22 protein-coding genes and 1 pseudogene are annotated in these 19,733 nt (G+C 39.4%); 6 read left to right on the top strand and 17 right to left on the bottom strand.

The features are described from left to right. Positions 1-62 precede the first annotated feature (62 nt). From ABVJ71_RS08355 to ABVJ71_RS08415, 13 genes are all read right to left on the bottom strand, one after another. Positions 63-278 carry a hypothetical protein gene (locus tag ABVJ71_RS08355; RefSeq protein WP_353856731.1) on the bottom strand — a complete coding sequence of 72 codons (216 nt, stop codon included), beginning with the start codon at positions 276-278 and terminating at the stop codon, positions 63-65. 53 nt (positions 279-331) lie between these two features. After that, a complete protein-coding gene (locus ABVJ71_RS08360; protein WP_353856457.1) occupies positions 332-793 on the bottom strand; it encodes a DUF1064 domain-containing protein in 462 nt (153 codons plus the stop codon). Positions 794-1,016: 223 nt separating this feature from the next. Further along, a complete protein-coding gene (locus ABVJ71_RS08365; protein ID WP_353856458.1) occupies positions 1,017-1,193 on the bottom strand; it encodes a hypothetical protein in 177 nt (58 codons plus the stop codon). Between the two features lies 1 nt (position 1,194). Next, entirely contained in the window at positions 1,195-2,133 is a 939-nt protein-coding gene (locus ABVJ71_RS08370) for an ATP-binding protein (RefSeq protein WP_353856459.1), read from the bottom strand. Further along, the gene (locus ABVJ71_RS08375) at positions 2,030-2,689 is read right to left on the bottom strand and encodes a DnaD domain protein (protein ID WP_353856460.1); all 660 of its coding nucleotides are present in this window, start codon (positions 2,687-2,689) and stop codon (positions 2,030-2,032) included. The genes ABVJ71_RS08370 and ABVJ71_RS08375 overlap by 104 nt, the downstream gene beginning before the upstream one ends. A 222-nt stretch (positions 2,690-2,911) precedes the next feature. Beyond that, positions 2,912-3,862 (bottom strand): lambda-exonuclease family protein, encoded by a 951-nt coding sequence (locus tag ABVJ71_RS08380; RefSeq protein WP_353856461.1) that lies wholly within the window; start codon positions 3,860-3,862, stop codon positions 2,912-2,914. Beyond that, positions 3,862-4,044, bottom strand: coding sequence for a hypothetical protein (locus ABVJ71_RS08385; RefSeq protein ID WP_353856462.1), 183 nt, complete (start codon positions 4,042-4,044; stop codon positions 3,862-3,864). The genes ABVJ71_RS08380 and ABVJ71_RS08385 overlap by 1 nt, the downstream gene beginning before the upstream one ends. A gap of 212 nt (positions 4,045-4,256) precedes the next feature. Continuing rightward, positions 4,257-4,529, bottom strand: coding sequence for a YqaH family protein (locus ABVJ71_RS08390; protein ID WP_353856463.1), 273 nt, complete (start codon positions 4,527-4,529; stop codon positions 4,257-4,259). Continuing rightward, positions 4,526-5,095: a helix-turn-helix transcriptional regulator gene (locus tag ABVJ71_RS08395; protein ID WP_353856612.1), complete on the bottom strand. Its 570-nt coding sequence runs from the start codon at positions 5,093-5,095 to the stop codon at positions 4,526-4,528. The genes ABVJ71_RS08390 and ABVJ71_RS08395 overlap by 4 nt, the downstream gene beginning before the upstream one ends. A 98-nt stretch (positions 5,096-5,193) precedes the next feature. Beyond that, on the bottom strand, positions 5,194-6,009 hold the full coding sequence (locus ABVJ71_RS08400) for a phage antirepressor KilAC domain-containing protein (RefSeq protein ID WP_353856464.1): 816 nt from the start codon (positions 6,007-6,009) through the stop codon (positions 5,194-5,196). 3 nt (positions 6,010-6,012) lie between these two features. Beyond that, positions 6,013-6,420: a helix-turn-helix transcriptional regulator gene (locus tag ABVJ71_RS08405; RefSeq protein ID WP_353856465.1), complete on the bottom strand. Its 408-nt coding sequence runs from the start codon at positions 6,418-6,420 to the stop codon at positions 6,013-6,015. Next, the gene (locus ABVJ71_RS08410; protein WP_353856466.1) at positions 6,417-6,746 is read right to left on the bottom strand and encodes a hypothetical protein; all 330 of its coding nucleotides are present in this window, start codon (positions 6,744-6,746) and stop codon (positions 6,417-6,419) included. The genes ABVJ71_RS08405 and ABVJ71_RS08410 overlap by 4 nt, the downstream gene beginning before the upstream one ends. A gap of 10 nt (positions 6,747-6,756) precedes the next feature. Continuing rightward, entirely contained in the window at positions 6,757-6,981 is a 225-nt protein-coding gene (locus ABVJ71_RS08415) for a helix-turn-helix transcriptional regulator (protein WP_353856467.1), read from the bottom strand. Positions 6,982-7,143: 162 nt separating this feature from the next. Here ABVJ71_RS08415 and ABVJ71_RS08420 point away from each other — a divergent pair, with 162 nt between their 5' ends. From ABVJ71_RS08420 to ABVJ71_RS08435, 4 genes and pseudogenes are all read left to right on the top strand, one after another. Further along, complete coding sequence (locus tag ABVJ71_RS08420; protein ID WP_353856468.1) at positions 7,144-7,494, top strand: helix-turn-helix transcriptional regulator; 351 nt, start codon at positions 7,144-7,146, stop codon at positions 7,492-7,494. A gap of 414 nt (positions 7,495-7,908) precedes the next feature. Continuing rightward, a complete protein-coding gene (locus ABVJ71_RS08425) occupies positions 7,909-8,616 on the top strand; it encodes a hypothetical protein (RefSeq protein WP_353856469.1) in 708 nt (235 codons plus the stop codon). A 130-nt stretch (positions 8,617-8,746) separates the two neighbouring features. Further along, positions 8,747-9,195: pseudogene (locus ABVJ71_RS08430) on the top strand (ImmA/IrrE family metallo-endopeptidase). Positions 9,196-9,212: 17 nt separating this feature from the next. Continuing rightward, a complete protein-coding gene (locus ABVJ71_RS08435; RefSeq protein WP_353856470.1) occupies positions 9,213-10,361 on the top strand; it encodes a site-specific integrase in 1,149 nt (382 codons plus the stop codon). A 47-nt stretch (positions 10,362-10,408) separates the two neighbouring features. On the opposite strand, the gene rlmD is transcribed toward ABVJ71_RS08435, so the two are convergent. Continuing rightward, positions 10,409-11,785: a 23S rRNA (uracil(1939)-C(5))-methyltransferase RlmD gene (gene rlmD / locus ABVJ71_RS08440; protein WP_353856471.1), complete on the bottom strand. Its 1,377-nt coding sequence runs from the start codon at positions 11,783-11,785 to the stop codon at positions 10,409-10,411. A gap of 61 nt (positions 11,786-11,846) precedes the next feature. Then, positions 11,847-12,755, bottom strand: a complete 909-nt coding sequence (locus ABVJ71_RS08445; RefSeq protein ID WP_353856472.1) for a diacylglycerol kinase — start codon at positions 12,753-12,755, stop codon at positions 11,847-11,849. A 180-nt stretch (positions 12,756-12,935) separates the two neighbouring features. On the opposite strand from ABVJ71_RS08445, the gene ABVJ71_RS08450 reads away from it, so the two are divergent. Then, a complete protein-coding gene (locus ABVJ71_RS08450; RefSeq protein ID WP_353856473.1) occupies positions 12,936-13,889 on the top strand; it encodes a nucleoside hydrolase in 954 nt (317 codons plus the stop codon). A gap of 32 nt (positions 13,890-13,921) precedes the next feature. Here the strand turns inward: ABVJ71_RS08450 and ABVJ71_RS08455 are convergent, their stop codons facing one another. Then, positions 13,922-17,146, bottom strand: coding sequence for an efflux RND transporter permease subunit (locus ABVJ71_RS08455; protein ID WP_353856474.1), 3,225 nt, complete (start codon positions 17,144-17,146; stop codon positions 13,922-13,924). Positions 17,147-17,276: 130 nt separating this feature from the next. Here ABVJ71_RS08455 and ABVJ71_RS08460 point away from each other — a divergent pair, with 130 nt between their 5' ends. After that, positions 17,277-18,122 (top strand): TetR/AcrR family transcriptional regulator, encoded by an 846-nt coding sequence (locus tag ABVJ71_RS08460; RefSeq protein WP_353856475.1) that lies wholly within the window; start codon positions 17,277-17,279, stop codon positions 18,120-18,122. A 168-nt stretch (positions 18,123-18,290) separates the two neighbouring features. On the opposite strand, the gene gatB is transcribed toward ABVJ71_RS08460, so the two are convergent. Beyond that, positions 18,291-19,721 (bottom strand): Asp-tRNA(Asn)/Glu-tRNA(Gln) amidotransferase subunit GatB, encoded by a 1,431-nt coding sequence (gatB, locus tag ABVJ71_RS08465; RefSeq protein ID WP_353856476.1) that lies wholly within the window; start codon positions 19,719-19,721, stop codon positions 18,291-18,293. Between the last annotated feature and the right edge of the window lie 12 nt (positions 19,722-19,733).

Consider the following 19,733-nt stretch of genomic DNA (forward strand, 5'->3'; position numbering starts at 1 on the left):
CCATGTGTTATAATTAAAGTGTCAGTTTTAATTAGCACTGGAGCTACGGCTTCGGTGTTTTTTTATGCCCATTTATCCATTTGGAACGTTGGTGATGGTTTTAGTTCTTCTCGATACACAATAGGGTGCTTGGCTAGATATTCCTCAAGCTCTTCTTTTGTCATCTTCCATTCGATGACTGGACCTGCTACATATGGGTTGTTAGGCTTTCCGCTAATGTTTTCTCCCTCCAATCTTAGGTATTTCTGCGCCGCCCATTCGTTTACAATCTGACCCAAACCGACTAGCGCAATGTTTAAACTGTGAACAACGTGTCATACATGCCATGAGTTTATCTTCCTGCCTTACCCACAACGGACGATCGTCTGCGATTACCACGTTTAACAGTTGACTTCCCCGCCTTTCCTTTTGGCTTAAGCTTTTTGAGTTTGTCCAGCTCGATAAAGCCATATGATTTGTCATAAGCAAGGACTTTGAGCGGTGTCTCATATTTGCGTTCATACAGTTTTCGCTTGATGGCAAATTCCTTTGTTTCCACGCCTTTGATGTCGATGATCTCTTTAGTTCCATCGAGATTAGTGATCTCAAAGTCTGCAATATATTCAATCTTCCGAAAAGTCTTGTCGTTCTTTTTAAATGCTTCTTGCAGCAGGTAACGTGGTTGCAATGCAAAATCTTTTATCTGCTTCGCCTTCTTAAGCCATTTCAGTTGCTGATAGTATTTGGCTTCTGCCCTGCTATCAAACGTGATGCCGTCTACTACCGTTTTGCGTGCGCCGTATTTATTGGACATGGTTTGTTTCCCCTCGCTTTCCGTTGCTGGAAGTGCTTTTTCAGTTCGGCAACGAGCTTTGCTTTTTCTGTGTCAGTTAGGTTAGTTCGTTTTAGTAAAGTCGTGATGCTAGGATTCATTGCTTTTGACCTTTGTTACCTCCCGTCATCCCGCCCCCATTGCAGGAGCTTCCTTTCTCTTGATGATGCCGTGAAAGCTATAGTAATTAGTGCAGCCATCGTCTTCATGCTGTCTTATCTTCCAGTGCTTTCGCTTTCAACAGCATTTGATTTAATTGCTCGATGACTGGCTTTAGGCTCTGTTTTCGCCCTGTATGGTTACAATCAGGACAAGGGAAGAAGCCCGCCATGAAAGTATTTTCGTTTATGACGACTTTCTCGCCATTGCATGTGTTGCACATTTTAAAACGCTCCTTCTAGCCGGTGATTCAGCTTGATGTTTTTTTGGATTGTTACAGCATAGTTTTTACACATTGAGTAAAGCCGAGTGCCAAACGCTTCATCCATTTGAATAAAATCCTCAAATGTCAGTTCAGATGAAAGCATGATTGGTTTTTGATGTTGATAACGATAGTTGATAATTTCTTGCATTTGCAGAAATGGCCATGTCTTTAGCTCATCATTTTCATTTGTCCTTGATTTGAATAGATCATCAATAAAAAGCACGTCTATGTTTTTTAAGAGATCGATTTTCTCTGGTAACTTATCAAAATCTTTTCTAAGATCAGTCATGCCTTCAAGGTACGGAAAATACAGAACAGGAATTTTATATTTTTCAATAAATCCGTTGGCAATAGCCGTAAGTAAATGCGTTTTACCTACTCCCGACTGCCCTAATAGAGCAATGCTGTTTTCATCGGTGTTTTTTATATCTTGAAATGCCTTCGCATACTCAAAGGCGCATTCTCGCATTTCTTGTATAACTTGAGGTTTCCCATCAGTTTTGAAATTGCTAAAAGTCATTTTTTTAAACCGTTCAGATATATTGCTGGCGCTTATCAATTGCATTTGTCTATTTCTTGCTGCCCTTTCCGCCACACATTTACATTGACGAGAAAATGTTGTTTTCCAATACTTTGCATCTTGAGGACTGCAAACTTTTCCGGCAAGAAAATCATCTTCACGAACCATTTCATGGTCAGCTAAGTCGAAACGCTTCCCCTCATTTCTCATGCGCTTTTCTGTTTCTTCATGAATTCTATAAACGATGATGCCTTTGTCTTTGCAAACATCACACTCATACGTTTCTTCTGATTCTAAGACGTCCTGTTCCGAAGATTGGAGCGACTTTAGATTGACCATCATTCTTTTGATCACCTCGTCCAGCGTTGCCTTTGCCATCCTGCTTGCCTCCTTTGTTAATAGGGTTGTATAACACTGCGGACACCCATCCTATTGACTTTTTGTTTTTCTCAACTGCTTCTTTCATCACTTCCAAAACCTTTTCTGTTCCGTGGTCATCAATCAAATGATTGATCTTTTCAGCATTAAAGACATTCAAGGTTCCGCCGAAATTACTTTCATAAAATTCAAATGGGTTCATTGGCTTGTCGTCCTCCTGTCGTGTTGGTTTTTCTTCTTTTGGCTTTTCAGGTTCTTTAGGTGCAGGGCTTGTGGCATTTTCGAGACTGATTATTCGGTAACGTCCAGCTTTCTTGCCTTGTGAGAGGTATTCAATTCTTCCTGCCTCGACCAAAATTTCTCGATGTTTGATCAGCGTATTTTCGGAAATCTCAATCTTCGCTTGCAAAGTAGTATTTGAAGTGGTGAACCACTCCCGCCACCCTGCCTTATTGTTAATGTGCAAAAGATGAAACCATAAAGCTTGGGTTGTAGCAGACAACGGATTAGTTTCCAGCCAATTCATAAAGCCGTTTATTTCTTTCAGGTAATTCAAGCCCCTACCTCCTTTCGCATAGAGCTGTCATTCCGTCGATGCGGACAAGCTGTAATCCTGTTTCATTTCTATTGATGTATCCCTCGACATACTTGCGGAACAACTCTGACCTATTGGGTACCCCTTCTGTCATCCACACATAACAGAAGGGAATAGGCACTCTAATTAAATGGGAGTTCGTCATCTTTTATATCCACCGCTTCACCATCGAATGGGTCAGCATCATTTGACCTCCTTAATTCCGAAACGCCTTGAGTGCGTTTCTTTAATTACTTTTTGATAAACGTCAGGAAAATGCTCTTTCAGTTTGTTTGTGTCTACTCTCTTAGACACGACAGGCTTCCAAGTTGCTTGATACTTACCAACAAAACCAGTTTCAGCATCCTTCATTTCTTGCTTGATTTGGTTTTCAAGCTCTTTTGCTTGCGTCTGTAATGCGGCAATCTCTGCTTTTAGTCTTAGATAGTGTTGAATCCGCTCTTTATTTGCACTTGTAAGATCAACAACTTTGGTACTATCAGATTGGGCGTATTTTTTCTTTAAAAACTCTTCCGCCGCACTAGAACCATCCAACGGAGGAGCAACGCCACTTAATACATGGTCATTCCAAAAATTCACGACTGATGAAAAGATCATTTCAATCAGTTCTTCATCCCGTTCAACCTCTTTCCAAACGAATTGATTCCCACCAATCAGCACAGCAAAGTACCCTTTTTTGTATTCAGGTCCAAGAATGCCTAAATAATATTGCACCTGAACAATGTAACTGGCAGGAATCTCATCATCTACCCACTCTTTTGCGTTATATGCTGATGTGGTTTTGCATTCAAGAATCGCCTTTTCTCCCACGATCATGCGGTCAATGTTCGCTATAATCATAGGGTGGTCGGGATGCTGTAGAATGGCATTTCTTTTACGAACTTTCTTGCCGCTTCTAATCTCAAATTCTTTTGCGACGATTTCTTCAAGAATGGTTCCAAAATAAGCTGCATCACTCTGCTCATCTTCTAGCAAGACTTGTCCAGTCTTTTCTAGCCATAATTCAAATGGTGTTTTCCATTTGCTCAAGCCAAGCACTACAGCGGCATCCGAACCACCTATCCCCTTTTGTCGAGAGAGAAGCCATTCTTCATGAGACATATTAGCTGTAGACGAAAGGACTTTCGCTTGCATCACATACTCACCTTTTGGCGATAAGCCGCTTGTCCTAGCTGGATGTATTTCTGTTTGGCTTGAGCATTCGGGAAGCAGAACATCGGTTGTCCTTTTTTGTAGTCAATCCATCCGCCTGCCTGTTCTAAACGCTTCTGCGCTTCCCTTCTTTGATCAAAGGTGATTTGATATTTTGACATCATGTATACCTCCATTGATTTTTTATAGAAGACTTGGTATACTGTTCGTACCTAATCGAAGCAGTACACCTTTTTAAAACTCGCTATGCCAAGCGGGTTTTTTTATTTGTCTTCATCGTCTTCATCTTCGTAACCGTCTCTTTCAAACTCGTCCTTCCAATGACTTTTCGGATAACCAAAACTGTTAATTTGTGTGATCATTGGATGCTCAATATTCAATGGTTTTTGCTCCTTTCAGTTCGAGTAACTAGCTCAAGGCGAACCCCATGTTTTTTCTGTATATCTGTTGCTACTTCAAACAACTTTCCCTTGTTGTTCATGCGAACTAAATCTTCTGAAATGTTTCTAATGCTTCCAGCCAAACTTGCAACTTCTTCGTAATCGCCGTCTTTCAAAGACTGGTAAGCAATGTATAAAAGCTCTTTTACACTGTCAATTTTTGCTTCCGCCAGCGGAATATCTTCACGAATGAATTGTTTTTCAATCATGCTAGTACCGCCTCTCTATCCTGTCGTTTATGCATAGCTACCTCTGCGACAATGGCTTTTTTTGACCATTTTTCAGTTAGATCAGTTATTTTCAAACCAAACTCTCTTGCCATGGAGTACATGAGCGTTTTGTTTGCCTGTGTCAGATCGTATATCTGTTTTATGGCTTGCATCGGAAGCTCACCATGCTTACTGGGGCGGGTATTGTTCATCCATTCCGCAAGCTCTTTCGTTGCTTGTCTTGCATCTTCCATTTCGTGTATAAGATTTATCAATGCCTTGTGAGCACAATCATTTAAGGCGGGGTCGATTGGTGCGGCTGCCATTGGGTGAAGCTTAAAAATGAAATGCACGAGATCAATATGTTCATATGCTCCACAAGCTTTAAACCAGTTGATGCACAATTCAGGGGTAAGTCTGACATAACCGTTTTCAATGTCTGATACATTTCTTTGATCACGCCCTCCGATTAAAGTGCCTAGCTGATACTGGGAATATCCGGCTTCCTTCCTCACTCTCCTCATGATTTCGGGTAAATTCCGCTGATTATACGGACTGTTCTGCATTTGTTCTCCTCCTGCTTTATTCAGTTTTAATTGGTAAAATTTATTCATGAAAGGGCACAACAGGACTTATGAAACCCTGCGTGGAACCCAGTTAGTGATTAGGCTGTTTCTGACGCTAGAAATTTATTAATAAAGTAAACTTGTCCTTTTCCAGTCACTTTGGGAGTGCGTGTTGTTCTAACCGAGCCATCAGGATTGTTGACCGCTCTCTTTTTAATCTCAAACAGCCCCATATCCATACTGCGCTGTGTTGGGAGATTATATGATTCACCTTTTTTGCGGATTAAGTATCCATTCTCTCGTAACCATTCAAAGAGTTTGTTTGGTCCGATTTGCACGTTGTTTTGTTGGAGGATTTTTGCCAATTCTCCAACAAGTACAGATGATTCAGACGTTTCGACTGCGTCCGCAAAAAGTGCTTTAGGCTTCATTGCTTTAATCTGCTTGCTTTGTTCTTTCATCGTTTGCAAAGTTGCTTTGAAAAAATGTTTTGTTTGTTCATCAGCCTGTGGCAAGTACGTTTGAATGAATAGGTCATCGTTTGCTACATATCCGCCTGTTTTACGAATGGTAGGTAACACTTCATGAGTAATCCATCTTCTAAAATTTTTGAGTGTTTCTACTCTGTTTTTGAATTGTTCTTCAGTCATATGTGATTTTCTCTGCGGCTGCATATTGAATAAAAGAGAGTACAATCCAGATTCATTTAGTAAGGTCATTTTTTGTAATCCACCAGGGGTATTCACAGGTGACACACCCTTCTCATCTTCATCTAATCTTGCGAGAGAACGTCTGTAATTCGTGTCACCAAAAACATCACATACATCCTTTGCGACAAACCAAGGTTGTCCATCTTGAATTACTGTTCGAACCTCTTGATTTTGATAGTTGAAAATCTGTTGTAATTGATTCATGTTTTAGCCTCCAATTGGTTTTTTATCAAAAAACAGTTCATCAATAGTGGTGTCAAAAAAATCAGCTAGAATTTTGGATTCCTCTAAAGAAAATCTAATTGAACCATTTTCCTTTTTAGAATACGTTGCTTTTGTTATGCCTAACGTTTTCGCCATTACATCTTGGTTGAAATCGTACTGATTTCTTAGTCTTTTAAGATTCTCTGGGAATTCGGTTGCTAACCTTACTGGTTCAAGATCAATCCTAAACTCCTGTTCTAAGTTAGCTTGTAATAGTTCTGAGTCGTCAAACTCCACTTTGGCGGCTTTAAAACTAAACAAGATGTCTACGTTCTGTTTAACTCGGTTCCATTCTGATTGTGTGATTCCGTCTAAAAAATTGGTGAGTTGTTCGATCTTGTTCTTGTTCATGTGGTGACTCCTTTCTTGAAGTAATCTGTGTTTTCTTTCATCCATTCGGTATGAAGATCAATCCATTCAAGCAGCTGTTTAGTTGGAATGTTCCTTCCTAGCATCGGATTCTTTGGAAAGTCTGATCTGGCTACTAGCTCTGCCATTTTTGTTTCTTTACATCGAAGCACTTCCATTGCTTCTTTACGGGTTAAAACTGGCTTAAGAGCATATTTGGTTCGGCCGTCTTCAACGCCTTTTTCATAAGCTGCCTGAAACAGCTTTTGCATTTGATCTTGAAACACTGTTGCTGTCAACTCGTCAAAAGTGATAACTGTTTGTGGCATGATAAACCTCCTACGCTGTATTTGTATGAGAATCTTGTTCTTTTTGATTAAAAAAAAGAGTCTTTATATCCGTACCTAAAATTTCACTGACCTTAAACGCATCATCCATTTTAGGGTTAGAGTAACCATTCTCCCAGTTAGAGATAGTTGATTTTTTACAATCGAGCATAAAAGCAAGTTCTTCCTGCGTTAATCCTTTGGCTTTCCTAGCTTGAACCAATTTGAAGTTTTTCATCTTGCTCACCCCCTTTGTATAAGATTCTTGTACTTGTTGATTTCATTATAAGTATAAGAATCTTGTATGTCAACACAAAAGTATGAATTTCTTATACTTTTGTTTAATAAGATTTTCTTTGTAGTACAATAAACTTGTACTTTTAAATTGGAGGAAACTGTCATGTTATCTAAAAGGTTAAAGAGTGTCAGAAAAAATAAGGGGTTAACACAAGAAGAATTAGCTAAACGTGTTAAGACAACTAAAGGAACAATAAGTAATTATGAGAATGGGCATAGTACCCCTTCTAATGAAATGTTAAAAGACCTAGCTGACGCATTAGATACAACGACAGATTACCTTTTAGGGAGAACCGACAACATTAATGAACATACATCTGAATTTTTTATTAATGACCCTGACCTTCAAATTGCATTTAAAGAAGCCTCTGACTTTTCTGAAGAAGCTAGGAGACAAACAATAGACTTTATCAAATACATCAAAGAGAAGGAAAAAAAGAAGGGTAGAAAATAAAAGCTGTGGTCAACCGAATAAACCCTTTTAAACTACATTTACATTATCTCTAAGAGGTAAAAATATACCTGAAGTATAAAAAAACGTATTAGAAGGTAAATATGACGTTTTAAATCAACCTAACTTTTTTTATTCTTTTTAAAAAAAATCTTGCATTATTCATTTGAGTATGTTATTTTTTAAAATCTTTTAATTATTTATATATATTTATATATTATTTAGTTTAATTAATGCTGAAGGTTCTGCCTCAAATTTTGAGGTAAATCATTCAGTTGAAACTATTTCAACCTCAAAATTTACGGTTGAACATTTAGGCTTTTTAATCAGATAAAAGAGATAAAAAGTAAGAAATTCCTTTATTTAGTCGATATAATATAAATAGATTGCATTTCATTATAAAAGGGGGAATTACAATTGAAAAAATGGTTATTAGGTATTGGGGCTTTGACTTTTAGTTTTTCTTTAGCTGCTTGTAATTCGGAGGACTCTTCAGCAAAAGACGATAAAGCCAATGAGAAGAAAACAACAATAAAAACTGAAGAAAAAACGGAAGATAAGACAACGAAAAAGACAGATTCTGCAACAGAAGAAAAATACAAGTTCTCTAACGAATCTGGTGACTTTACAATATTAGCCGGCTACAAAAATGATCAAAGCGATAAAGAAAAAGGTTTTATAAGCTTAGATTTTCAAGGCTTTAAACTTAAATTTATGCCTGTTCTCGTAGACATTAAATTGTCTGATTCCATGAAACAAGAAGAAGAATTTAGTGGAAAAGATACAATCAGAGCGATTATGATCTCAACAGAGGCTGAGAACACTGCTGATCACGATGTAGACTATAACGGAGATATTACGGTCATTACAGATACAAAAGAACAGCTTACCGCAGATAGTGGACTGTTGTCTAACAATCCTATTGTTATGACCTACCAAGGCAAAGTTAAAGAGCAAGGCTTTTTCTTGATTCCGTTAAAAGATCAGAAATCTACTCCTAAAGAGCTGGAACTTAGATTCACGCCGCCATACAAAGTGGAAAACGGTGCTGTTAACACCGAAACAGGTTTAATGGGTAAAGAACAAGCAATAAAAGTAAAATATACTTCTAGAGAATCATTATAAAGAATGCCCTCATAGTGGGGCTTTTCTTTTCAATCAAAAATAGAACATATATTCTTATTTTAGAGGTGATTAGGTGAAAGGACTATCTCATTTAGAAGAAGAAGTGAAGAAAATATACACAAAATTAAACATGCTTACGCCAGAATTGATTGATATGGAACTTATGGCAGCTTCACTAAAAATATGGCTTCACTTTGAAAAAGAAGAACGAGCGTTGTCTTCTGTGTGAATGGCTCGTACAGCATGGTTATTGATAAGAGGCTATCTAAACAAGAACAATGGCAGGATTTTGCTCATGAGCTTTGCCATGTAGTTAAACACTATGGAAATCAGTTTGATATGCACAGGCTATTTCGAGAATTGCAAGAATATCAGGCTAATAGTTTTATGTATCATTTCTGTGTACCAACTTTTATGCTTGAAAATTTGAGCCTGCCTTCTTTACAATCTGAAGCGATTAAACTAATTGGTGACACCTTTAATGTGACTTACTCTTTTGCCGCTACCCGCTTAGAAATGTTTAGAAGAAAAAGCATTGCTTTTGCTTTATATGAGCATCCCTTAAAACAAATAAATTGAGGAGGAGACTGTATAACATGGCTTACTTTAGAAAGGTTCCAGCAAAAAACAAAAAAGGGTACACCTATTCTTTTACAATTGAGTTAGGTAAAGACCCCATCACAGGTAAAAGAAAGCAGGTTACACGTAGAGGATTTGAAACAAAGAAGGAAGCTGAAGTTGTAGCCAACGAAATTGAAAATCAAATTAATAAAAATACTTTTATTTTAGATAGTAACGTTCTTCTTTCATCACATATAGAAAAGTGGCTTGATCTAATTGCAAAAAGAAAAGTAAAGGAAACGACTTTCAAGAATTACCGCAGAGTGGTTAAAAACAAAATAATACCTTTGTTGGGCCATTTTAAATTAAACGAGATCAAACCAGCACATATTGAACATTTTATTGCAAAATTATTGGACGAGGGACTTTCTGAAAGATATATAGAATATATATTTGCTGTTCTGTATGGATCCATGGAAAAAGCGGTTGATTGGGAGTTGATTAACAAAAACCCTCTAGACAAAGTAAAGGTACCTCGTGGGCGCAGAAGAAAATACGTTACTTGGACACGAGAAGAAGTAAATAAATTTTTAAACGTAGCTAAGTTTGTGACAGCACCTGTATATCACGCTATTTTCACAACTGCCCTTTACACTGGCATGAGGCGGGGAGAACTTCTCGGGCTTAAATGGGAGGATGTTGATTTCGATGCTGGTACAATTCACGTAAGAAGAAATTTGATATATGATGACGAAGGCTTCCGTTTCGGCACATTGAAAACAGAATCATCGGAAAGAGATATTACAATTGAAGATTACCTAGTCGAATGTTTGAAGTCTTATCGCATTAAGCAACTTGAAATCAAAATGAGTTTAGGAAAGTTATATGATGATCAGGATCTTATTTTCGCTAGACAAGATGGCAGACCGATTTATCCTCGTACATTAACTGAAAACTTCAATAGAGCGACCAAAGAAGCCGCTCTACCAAAAATACGTATTCATGACTGCCGTCACACTCACGCAACGTTATTATTAGAAGCTGGTGTATCGTTAAAAGAAGTTCAAGAACGCCTTGGCCATTCATCTATTAAAATGACTGGTGATATTTACGCTCATGTAACTCCAAAAATCAAAGCAAGAACAGCACAAAAATTCGGTGATTACATGAAATTAGAAGGCTAAGTGGTCAAAATGTGGTCAAATGCGCTCTCGTGGCTCTTAAATCCTTGTTATTTAAGGGATAAAGATGCCACGCACTCCACATGATTCGTATGCGGAAACATATCCACAGGCTGAACTTCCTCTGTCACATACCCACCATCTTCAAGAATACGCAAATCACGAGCAAGCGTTCCTGGGTTACAGGACACATAAACAACACGGTTTGGTTTCATCTTTAAAATGGTGTTAAGCAGCGCTTCGTCACAGCCTTTTCTCGGCGGGTCAACGACTAAGGTATCTGCTTTGATGCCTTGTTTGTACCAATTCGGGATGACGATTTCTGCTTGGCCGACAGCGAATTCGACGTTGTTGATCCCGTTTAACGCAGCGTTTCGTTTTGCATCTTCAATTGCTTCTGGCACGATTTCAACGCCGTACACCTTGCCTGCTTTTTGTGCAAGAAATAAGGAAATCGTACCGATTCCACAGTATGCATCTATCACGGTTTCTTCACCTTGCAGCTCTGCATATTCAAGTGCTTTGTCATAAAGAACCTTTGTTTGGGCTGGGTTGACTTGATAAAATGAGCGAGCTGAAATAGCGAATTTGATATCGCCAATGGTGTCATAAATGTATTCTTCCCCCCATAAAACGGTCGTTTCGTCTCCAAAAATGACATTTGTTTTCTTAGAATTCACATTTTGCACAATTGACCGAACGTGTGGGAAGCGTGCTATAATCTTCTCAATCACCTGCTGCTTCTGCGGAAAATCAGCCGTTCTTGTCACAAAGACCACCATCATTTCACCTGTTGCGATGCCGCAGCGAACCATCACATGACGAAGCCAGCCTTTATGTCGTTCTTCGTTGTATGCTTTTATGCCGAACGCATTGCATATTTCTTTGACCGCCTGTACGACTTCATCATTTTCTGATTGCTGGATGAGACATTTTTCCATATCAATGATTTCATGGGTACGCTGCTGATAAAATCCTGCAACGAGTCCGCCTTCTCGTTCCCCAACTGGAACTTGTGCTTTGTTTCGATAATTCCATGGGTCGTTCATGCCGAGTACAGGATGAACTTTTACACGGCTCATATCAAGCTTTCCGATCCGCTCTAATACGTCCTTCACTTGTTTTTGTTTAAATAACAACTGACCTTCATAGCTCATATGCTGAATTTGGCAGCCGCCGCATTGCTTGTAAATGGGACATGGCGCATCTTGCCTGTACTGACTTTCCTTTGTCAGCTCCATGAGCCGTCCAAAAGCAAATCCTTTTTTGACACGAGTTACTTTGATGTTTCCTTGTTCGTCTGGAAGGGCATTCGGCACAAAGATGGGAAATCCCTCAATCTTCGCTACTCCTGCACCTTCGTGTGTTAAGTCCTCGAAGGTTACATTGTAGTATTCATTTTTTTGAACAGGTGGTTTCATTTTCACCAATTTTATCACCTCATTTGCAAAGAAAAACTTGGTCGCCTCAAGGAACCAAGTTCAATCTCTACCCTATTTTTTCAGCTGTTGCTTTTGGCACAATAAATTCAATATGGCGATACAGGTTTTCAAATTCACCTGGCAGCATGCCGCCGTATTCACCATCTAAATTGAGTTGCATTTTATCTTTTACATCTACTTTGACGCGATTCGCTTTTGTGTAGATGACATTGTTATCATGAATATGTTCGCCTCGTAATGCGAGGCTTATCACTCTAATGGCTTCGGCTAAATTCACCTTTTTCAAAATAATCAGATCAAACATGCCATCATCTAAAATGGAGTCAGGCGCTAGCTTTTCAAAGCCTCCTACTGAGTTTGTTAGTGAAACAAGAAACAGCATGATTTCTCCATGAAATAACTTGCCGTCATATTCAATTTCGACTTCTGTCGGGCGGATCGACGGAAGCATCTCCATGCCTTTCAAATAATAAGCAAGCTGTCCAAGCATCGTCTTCAGCTTACTTGGCACCTCATAGGTCAGCTCTGTCAACCGCCCGCCGCCCGCAATATTGATAAAATAATGTCCGTTGACTTTACCAATATCAAGCGGCTTTGCAACACCGTCAATGATCGCATCTGTCGCTTTTAAAACATCTTCTCTTGGAATCCCAAGTGCTCTTGCAAAGTCATTTGTCGTTCCGACTGGAATGATTCCCAATTTCGGTCTTTTTTCAAGCGGTGCTAACCCATTGACGACTTCATTGATCGTGCCGTCTCCACCTGCTGCTACAATTAAATCAAATTCTCTTTGTGCAGCTTTTTCTGCTGCTTGTGTCGCATCTCCTTCACACGTTGTCGCATGACAAGATGTTTCATAACCGGCTTGTTCAAATTTTTGCAAAACCTGCGGTAAATTCTTTTTAAATATTTCTCGCCCAGATGTCGGATTGTATATAATTCGAGCACGTTTCATTCATCATCATCCTATATTCATTATGCAATCTATTTTCAACACTAACAACCTTTAATTATACTATGAGTTTTGAAAATGGCAACAGAACTGCCGCCTAATATTTGAAATCTCTTATGATACTCCTCCTTAAAAAGAATGCATTCTGATAAGATAAAAAAGCGCTACAAAGGATGGTATGCAATGAAAAAGCCTGTTTATTTCAATCATGACGGTGGTGTTGAAGACCTTGCCGCCTTGTTTCTTGTTCTTCAAATAGAGCGTATTGAAGGTATTGGAATGTTTGTTATACCTGCTGATTGTTATTTAGAACCTGCACTTCGTACATCTCAAAAAATCACGGATCGTTTTGGGTCTTATGACATTGAAGTTGCAGCTTCTCACTCCAGAGGTGTTAATTCATTTCCAAAGGAGTGGCGTATGCATGCTTTCTATGTTGATGCACTTTCAATTTTAAATGAAAAAGGTTCGGTCGATACAAAAGTATCTAAATTTCCAGCACACCTTCATCTCGTTGAATCTGTCAATAAGGCAACAGAACCTGTCACACTCCTCTTTACAGGTCCGTTCACAGACCTTGTGCGCGCCATAGATGAAGATCCCTCCATCTCAAGCATAATTAAGAATTTGGTGTGGATGGGCGGTACATTTCTTGAAAAGCGCAATGTAGAAGAGCCTGAGCATGACGGAACAGCAGAGTGGAATGCCTTTTGGGATCCTTATGCCGTCAGCACTGTCTTTCAGGAGCATTTTCCGATTGAAATGGTTGCGCTTGAAAGCATCAATCAAGTCGCACTCACACTTGATGTGCGCCAGCACTGGGCTTCCCTTTGTTCCCATATCGGGATTGATTTTATTGGACAATGCTATGCCTTTTGCCCGCCGCTTATTCATGATGAGACCAACTCGACCTATTACTTATGGAATATACTGACGACAATTACCCTTGATTTCTCAGCGATTACCCGTTCAAAAGAAATAAGTGCGATTGTTTACACTGAAACGCCAAAACAAGGGCGTATCGAAGAGCATCTAAATGGAAAACTGAATCATGTCATTGACCATGTTAATCGTGATACTTTCTTCCAAGCCTTTGAGAAGTTCATGAGAAAAGCTGTTTGTCGCATTACCACATGAAAAAAAGCCCCACCAATCAGCGGGGCTTCATCTTACTCTTCTTCTACGTACTTCCTTTTACGTCTAAACTTGCTTAGAATTTCGTATACGATTGGTACGATGACCAATGTTAAGAGTGTAGAACTTGTTAATCCGCCAATGACTGTGACGCCAAGTCCTTTTGATACGATTTGGCTTCCGCCTTCAAAGCCTAATGCTAGTGGCAGAAGTGCACCGATTGTTGCGAGTGCGGTCATTAAGATTGGACGTAATCTGATGGTACCTGCTTCAAGTAAAGCTTCTCTTGTCGAAAGTCCTTCTTTTTCCTTATGAATTACTCGGTCAATCAAGACAATCGCATTTGTTACAACAATTCCGATCAGCATGAGCAATCCAATCATTGCGTTTAAGCTGATGGTTTCTTTCGCGACAAACAATCCAACGAGTGCGCCGATAATCGTAAATGGAAGCGAGAAGAGGATTGCAAATGGTGCAAGGCCTCCGCCAAATGTAATGACGAGGACAAGATAGACAATCGCAATGGCTGCAAGCATTGCAAGCCCAAGCTGAGTAAAGGATTCTTGAATATCCGCACTTACTCCGCCTGTGTCAATCGTCACGCCAGATTTGAGATCAAGCTTGTCGACTTTCTTTTGTACTTCCTGTGTCACGCTTGATACGTTATCTGTTGTCATGTCTCCAGATACTTCTGCATAGATTTTCCCATCACGCTTTGTCACAGTATTCGCTGTTGTCCCATCTTTGACATCCACGACATCACCAATGCGGACTTCCTGCCCTGTTGGCGTTGTGATTTTTTTATTCTCCAGATCTTTTTTGCTCTTATATTCATCTTTTTCCGTTTGAAGCTTCACATCAATTTCTTTACCGTCCTCTGTGACCTTCGTTAACGTCGTTTCACTATTTTGAGGTGCAATGGTCTGAGCAATTTGTGAAGCAGTTAATCCTAGCTCAGCCAGTTTTTCTTGATCTGCATTAAATGTATATTCTTCATATTTGTCAGATAGGCTTGTGCTGACATTTTTCAGGTTTTTCTGATCTGTTAAGATTTTCTCTACATCTTTCACTGTGCCTTCAATATCACTTACTTTGTCACCATACACATAGTACGTTACCGTATTGCTTGCACCAGTAGATGAGAAGTCTTGTGACTTCCATTCACCTTGAGATGCTTTGTCTTGCAAAGCTTTCACAACTTTATCTTTTTCCTTATCAAAATTCGGTGTGTCATCATCATATTTTACGAAGAATAGTGCACCATTTGTGTTGCCACCTACACTTTGTGTTAATGCATTTGAAGAACCTAGTGAGTATTGAACTGTGTTCACATGATTACGTTTCATCAAATATTCTTCGGCTTTTTTTGTTTCATCTAATGATTGTTCTCGTGTTTGTCCAGGTTCAGGTGTGTATGTCACCATTGCTGTCTTTTCCGCTTCCTGCGGTAAGAAGCTGACTCCTACAAGTGGTGCTAAGAATAAACTTCCAACTAACATGAGAATCGCAATTCCTGATGTGATCCATTTGTGATTAAGTGTCCAATTCAGTACACGTCTATAGCCGCCGGCAAGCTTACTTGGCTTATGTTCTTTCACTTTTGTTGCTTTGCCATATAGGTTCTTTTTAAACAAACTGTGCGCCATCATTGGTACAATTGTAATTGCTACAAGCAGTGATGCGAGTAAAGCAAATACAATGGTTAATGCAAACGGGATAAACAGTTCACCAATCATTCCGCCCACAAATGCTAACGGTAAGAATACCGCAATTGTAACAATCGTCGAAGACATGATCGGGATAAACATTTCTTTTGTCGCTTCTCTAACGAGTGCTTTGCCTTTTAATGGTTCATCCTTTAATGACATCCGTCGATATATATTTTCTATGACAACAATGGAGTCATCGACTACGCGCCCAATTGCCACTGTCATTGCACCAAGTGTCATGATGTTCAGTGTGATATCTAGCTGATTCAAAATTAAGAGAGCGATCAACAGTGATAACGGAATGGAGATGACCGATATTAACGTTGATTTGATATCTCGAAGGAACAATAGGATGATCATGATCGCAAAGATGGCCCCGATGATGGCCTTGTTCAGCATTGTGCTGACTGACTCTTTAATCGGTTCTGCTTGATCATATGTTGTGCTTATCTTGATTCCTTTGTTTTCCTTCTTAAATTTTTCAAGTTCTTTTGTGACCGCTTCTGCTACACTCACTGTGTTGGCATCAGAGCTTTTGACAATTTGCAGTCCGATACTGTCTTTTCCATTTGTTCTTGAAATCGACTCTGCTTCCTTCACAACTTTTATATCTGCAATTTCAGAAAGCTTAATCGTCGGCAGTTTTACAGATTGACTGTTTGCCGAACCCGCACTTGTTTGTTGCTGAGCTGCCGCTTGTTGCTGACTTGCACTGCCTGTCTGCTGCTCTGCTCCTTGTGCGCCTGCAATTCCTGAAGCATTAGAAGATGCACTAGCTCCAGTGCTTCCGGCACCGCCACTTGCACTTGGTGTCACAGGAATACGCATGTTCTTTAAATCTTTGACGCTTAAAATATTACCATCGACAACCACTGATTTTTGTTTATTGCCAAATGTGTATAAACCTAATGGTACATTTACATCAGAGCCTTTAATTATGTTTTGGACAGTTTCTTCATCTAAACCGTACTCTTTTAGTTTCTTTTGTTTAAATGAAAATTCTACTTCTTTGATTTGCTGTCCTGAAGCTTCAACGGAAGATACGCCGTTTAGTCCTTCAAGTGAAGGAACAAGGTCTTCTTCGACTTTTTTCGTTAGGTCTTCTAATGATTCTTTATTACCAGATACACTAAGTGCTAAAATCGGAACCGCATTGATACTAAAGCGTGCGATTTTTGGTTTTTCCGCATTTTCTGGGAAATCAATATTGCTAATAACATCTTCAATTTCCCTTTTTGCTTCATCCATGTCTTTGTTGTAATCGTATTCGATTTGAATGGACGATGCGTTCTCAAAAGAATTGGATGTGACGACTTTTACCCCATTGAGGTTTTGAATGGACTTCTCAATTGGATCGGTCACCTTATCTGATACTTCATCCGGCGTCGCACCAGGATACGTTGTAGAAATCGTAATGACTGGAGTGTTGATATTTGGGATTGATTCTTGTTTCATATTCAATCCGGCATAAAGACCAGCAACTGTTACGATAATCGTCATGAGCCATACAGCGAACTTATTCTTTAATACAAAATTGATGATCGAATTCATTATGTCCTCCATTTTTCTTTATGTATTGACTGACTGGTCATTCTATATCATAATAAACGGTGATCTACAATGCCGTCAACCATTTGACTTGTGTTGACGTAACATTCTAAAGCTGAAGGGACTTAATGTCATGAACGAAAAAAAAGAAAAAATCATTAAAGCAAGCATCCAGTTGTTTGCGAAAAAGGGGTTTTCTTCTACGACCATTCAGGAAATTGCTGATGAGTGCGGCATTTCTAAAGGCGCATTTTATTTGCACTTTAAATCAAAGGAACAGCTTTTTAATCATGCGTTTGAATATTACATAGATACTTCAATGCAAGGGATGGAGAATGTTCGCAAAGAGTATCAGCATCTGCCGCCTAGAGAAATTTTTCAGAAACAAATTGCTAAACAATTTCAACATTTTGCAGAGAATAAGGATTTTATCATTTTGATCCTCAGCGAGAACATTATTCCGGAAAATCAGCAGATTAAAAAGTACTCTAAAACTGTGAAAAAGCAATTGAATGATGAAATGCAAATTTCTATTTTAACGACTTATGGACAGCATATTGAACCATATATAACTGACCTGTCAGTCATGATGCAGGGGATGATTCAATCATATGTGCAAGTGCTGCTTCTGCAAGATGAGATACACTTATCATTTGACGAGCTCTCTGCCTTTATACTAGATCGATTTGATGACTTGGTTCAAGGATTGTTGCATTCTAACCCTCTGCCTATTTTAAGTCAAAATATTTGGGAGGATGAAGCACCTAATGCCTCTTCCATCCAAGAAGAGCTTCGCCTGTTAAAGCATGAGCATATGCTTTCTGATGATACAATCGTTTCCATCGAGGTGATTGAAGAAGAATTAGCCAAGGACGAACCTCGAAAACCTGTCATCCAAGGGATGTTGTCTAATTTAAAAACGAGTGAGAACCCTGCTGTCCTCAGAGTAGCGGAACAATTGAAACTTCTCCTCCAATGATTTGCGCTTTCGTTCACCTTTCCCCCTTCGGATATGCTTAAACTTATGCTTCATTATAAGGAAAGAACCCTGGGATTGATATACGGCGGGGGTCTGAATTATGATAAGACCCTGCCTTTTTTCGCTATCAAAAAACCGCCTCTTCTCCCATGAGGCGGTTTTTAATAGTTAGCGTTTTTTGATTTCTTCTAGAAGGATTTTGTTGACCATTGACGGGTTCGCTTGTCCCTTCGATGCTTTCATGATCTGTCCAACTAAGAAACCAATTGCACGGTCTTTTCCGTTTTTGAAATCTTCGATTGATTGCGGGTTCTTATCGAGCGCTTCTGTGACAAGCTTGAGCAATGCCCCTTCGTCAGAAATTTGGACGAGTCCTTTTTCTTTGACGATTTTTTCTGCGTCTCCCCCATTTTCAATTAACTCTTTGAATACCTTTTTGGCAATCTTAGAGGAAATGGTTCCTTTTTCAATGAGTTTGATCATGCCCGCAAGTCCTTTAGGCGTAAGCTTCGTATCGTCCAGCTCCTTTTGAGCAGAGTTGAGATATGCAGATACTTCACCCATAAGCCAGTTAGACGCTTGTTTTGCTTCTGCACCTTCTGAAATGGTCGCTTCAAAGAAATCAGACATTTCTTTCGTCAACGTAAGCACCATCGCATCGTAAGCAGGCAATCCAAGTTCTTCAATATAACGTTTGCGACGTTCATCTGGAAGCTCTGGGATTGATGCTCTTACGCGCTCTTTCCATTCATCATCAATGTACAGCTCAACTAAATCTGGTTCTGGGAAGTAGCGATAGTCATCAGAACCTTCTTTGACACGCATTAAAATCGTCTTTTTAGACGCTTCATCATAGCGTCTTGTTTCCTGCTGAATAATGCCACCAGATAGCAATACTTGCTCTTGACGCTTTTCTTCGTACTCAAGACCCTTTTGCACGAAAGCGAATGAATTCAAGTTCTTCAGTTCTGTTTTTGTTCCAAACTTCTCTTGACCGATTGGACGAAGAGAAATATTGGCATCACAGCGAAGTGACCCTTCTTCCATTTTACAGTCAGATACGCCTGTATATTGAATAATGGACTTTAGCTTTTCTAAGTAAGCATACGCTTCTTTTGGCGTGCGGATATCTGGCTCAGAGACGATTTCGACAAGCGGTGTGCCTTGGCGGTTAAAGTCAACGAGCGAATAGCCGTCGCCTGTATGCGTCAGTTTCCCCGCATCTTCTTCTAGATGAAGGCGTGTAATGCCGATTCGTTTTCTTTTGCCATCTACTTCAATTTCAATCCAGCCATTTTCACCAATTGGCTTATCAAATTGTGAAATTTGATATGCCTTTGGGTTATCAGGATAGAAATAGTTTTTACGGTCAAATTTTGTCTCTGTTGCAATCTCACAGTTAAGCGCCATAGCCGCCTTCATCGCAAAGTTCACAGCTTCTTTGTTTAAGACTGGTAACACGCCAGGATAACCAAGATCAATGACACTTGTTTGTGTATTGGCAGCTGCACCAAAAGGTGTCGGCGAGCTTGAGAAGATTTTTGATTGTGTTTTTAGCTCTACGTGGACTTCAAGTCCAATTACTGTTTCAAAGTTCATTCTGTTCACCCC

It is taken from the genome of Bacillus sp. Bos-x628, assembly GCF_040500475.1.
GTDB lineage: Bacteria > Bacillota > Bacilli > Bacillales > Bacillaceae > Bacillus > Bacillus maqinnsis.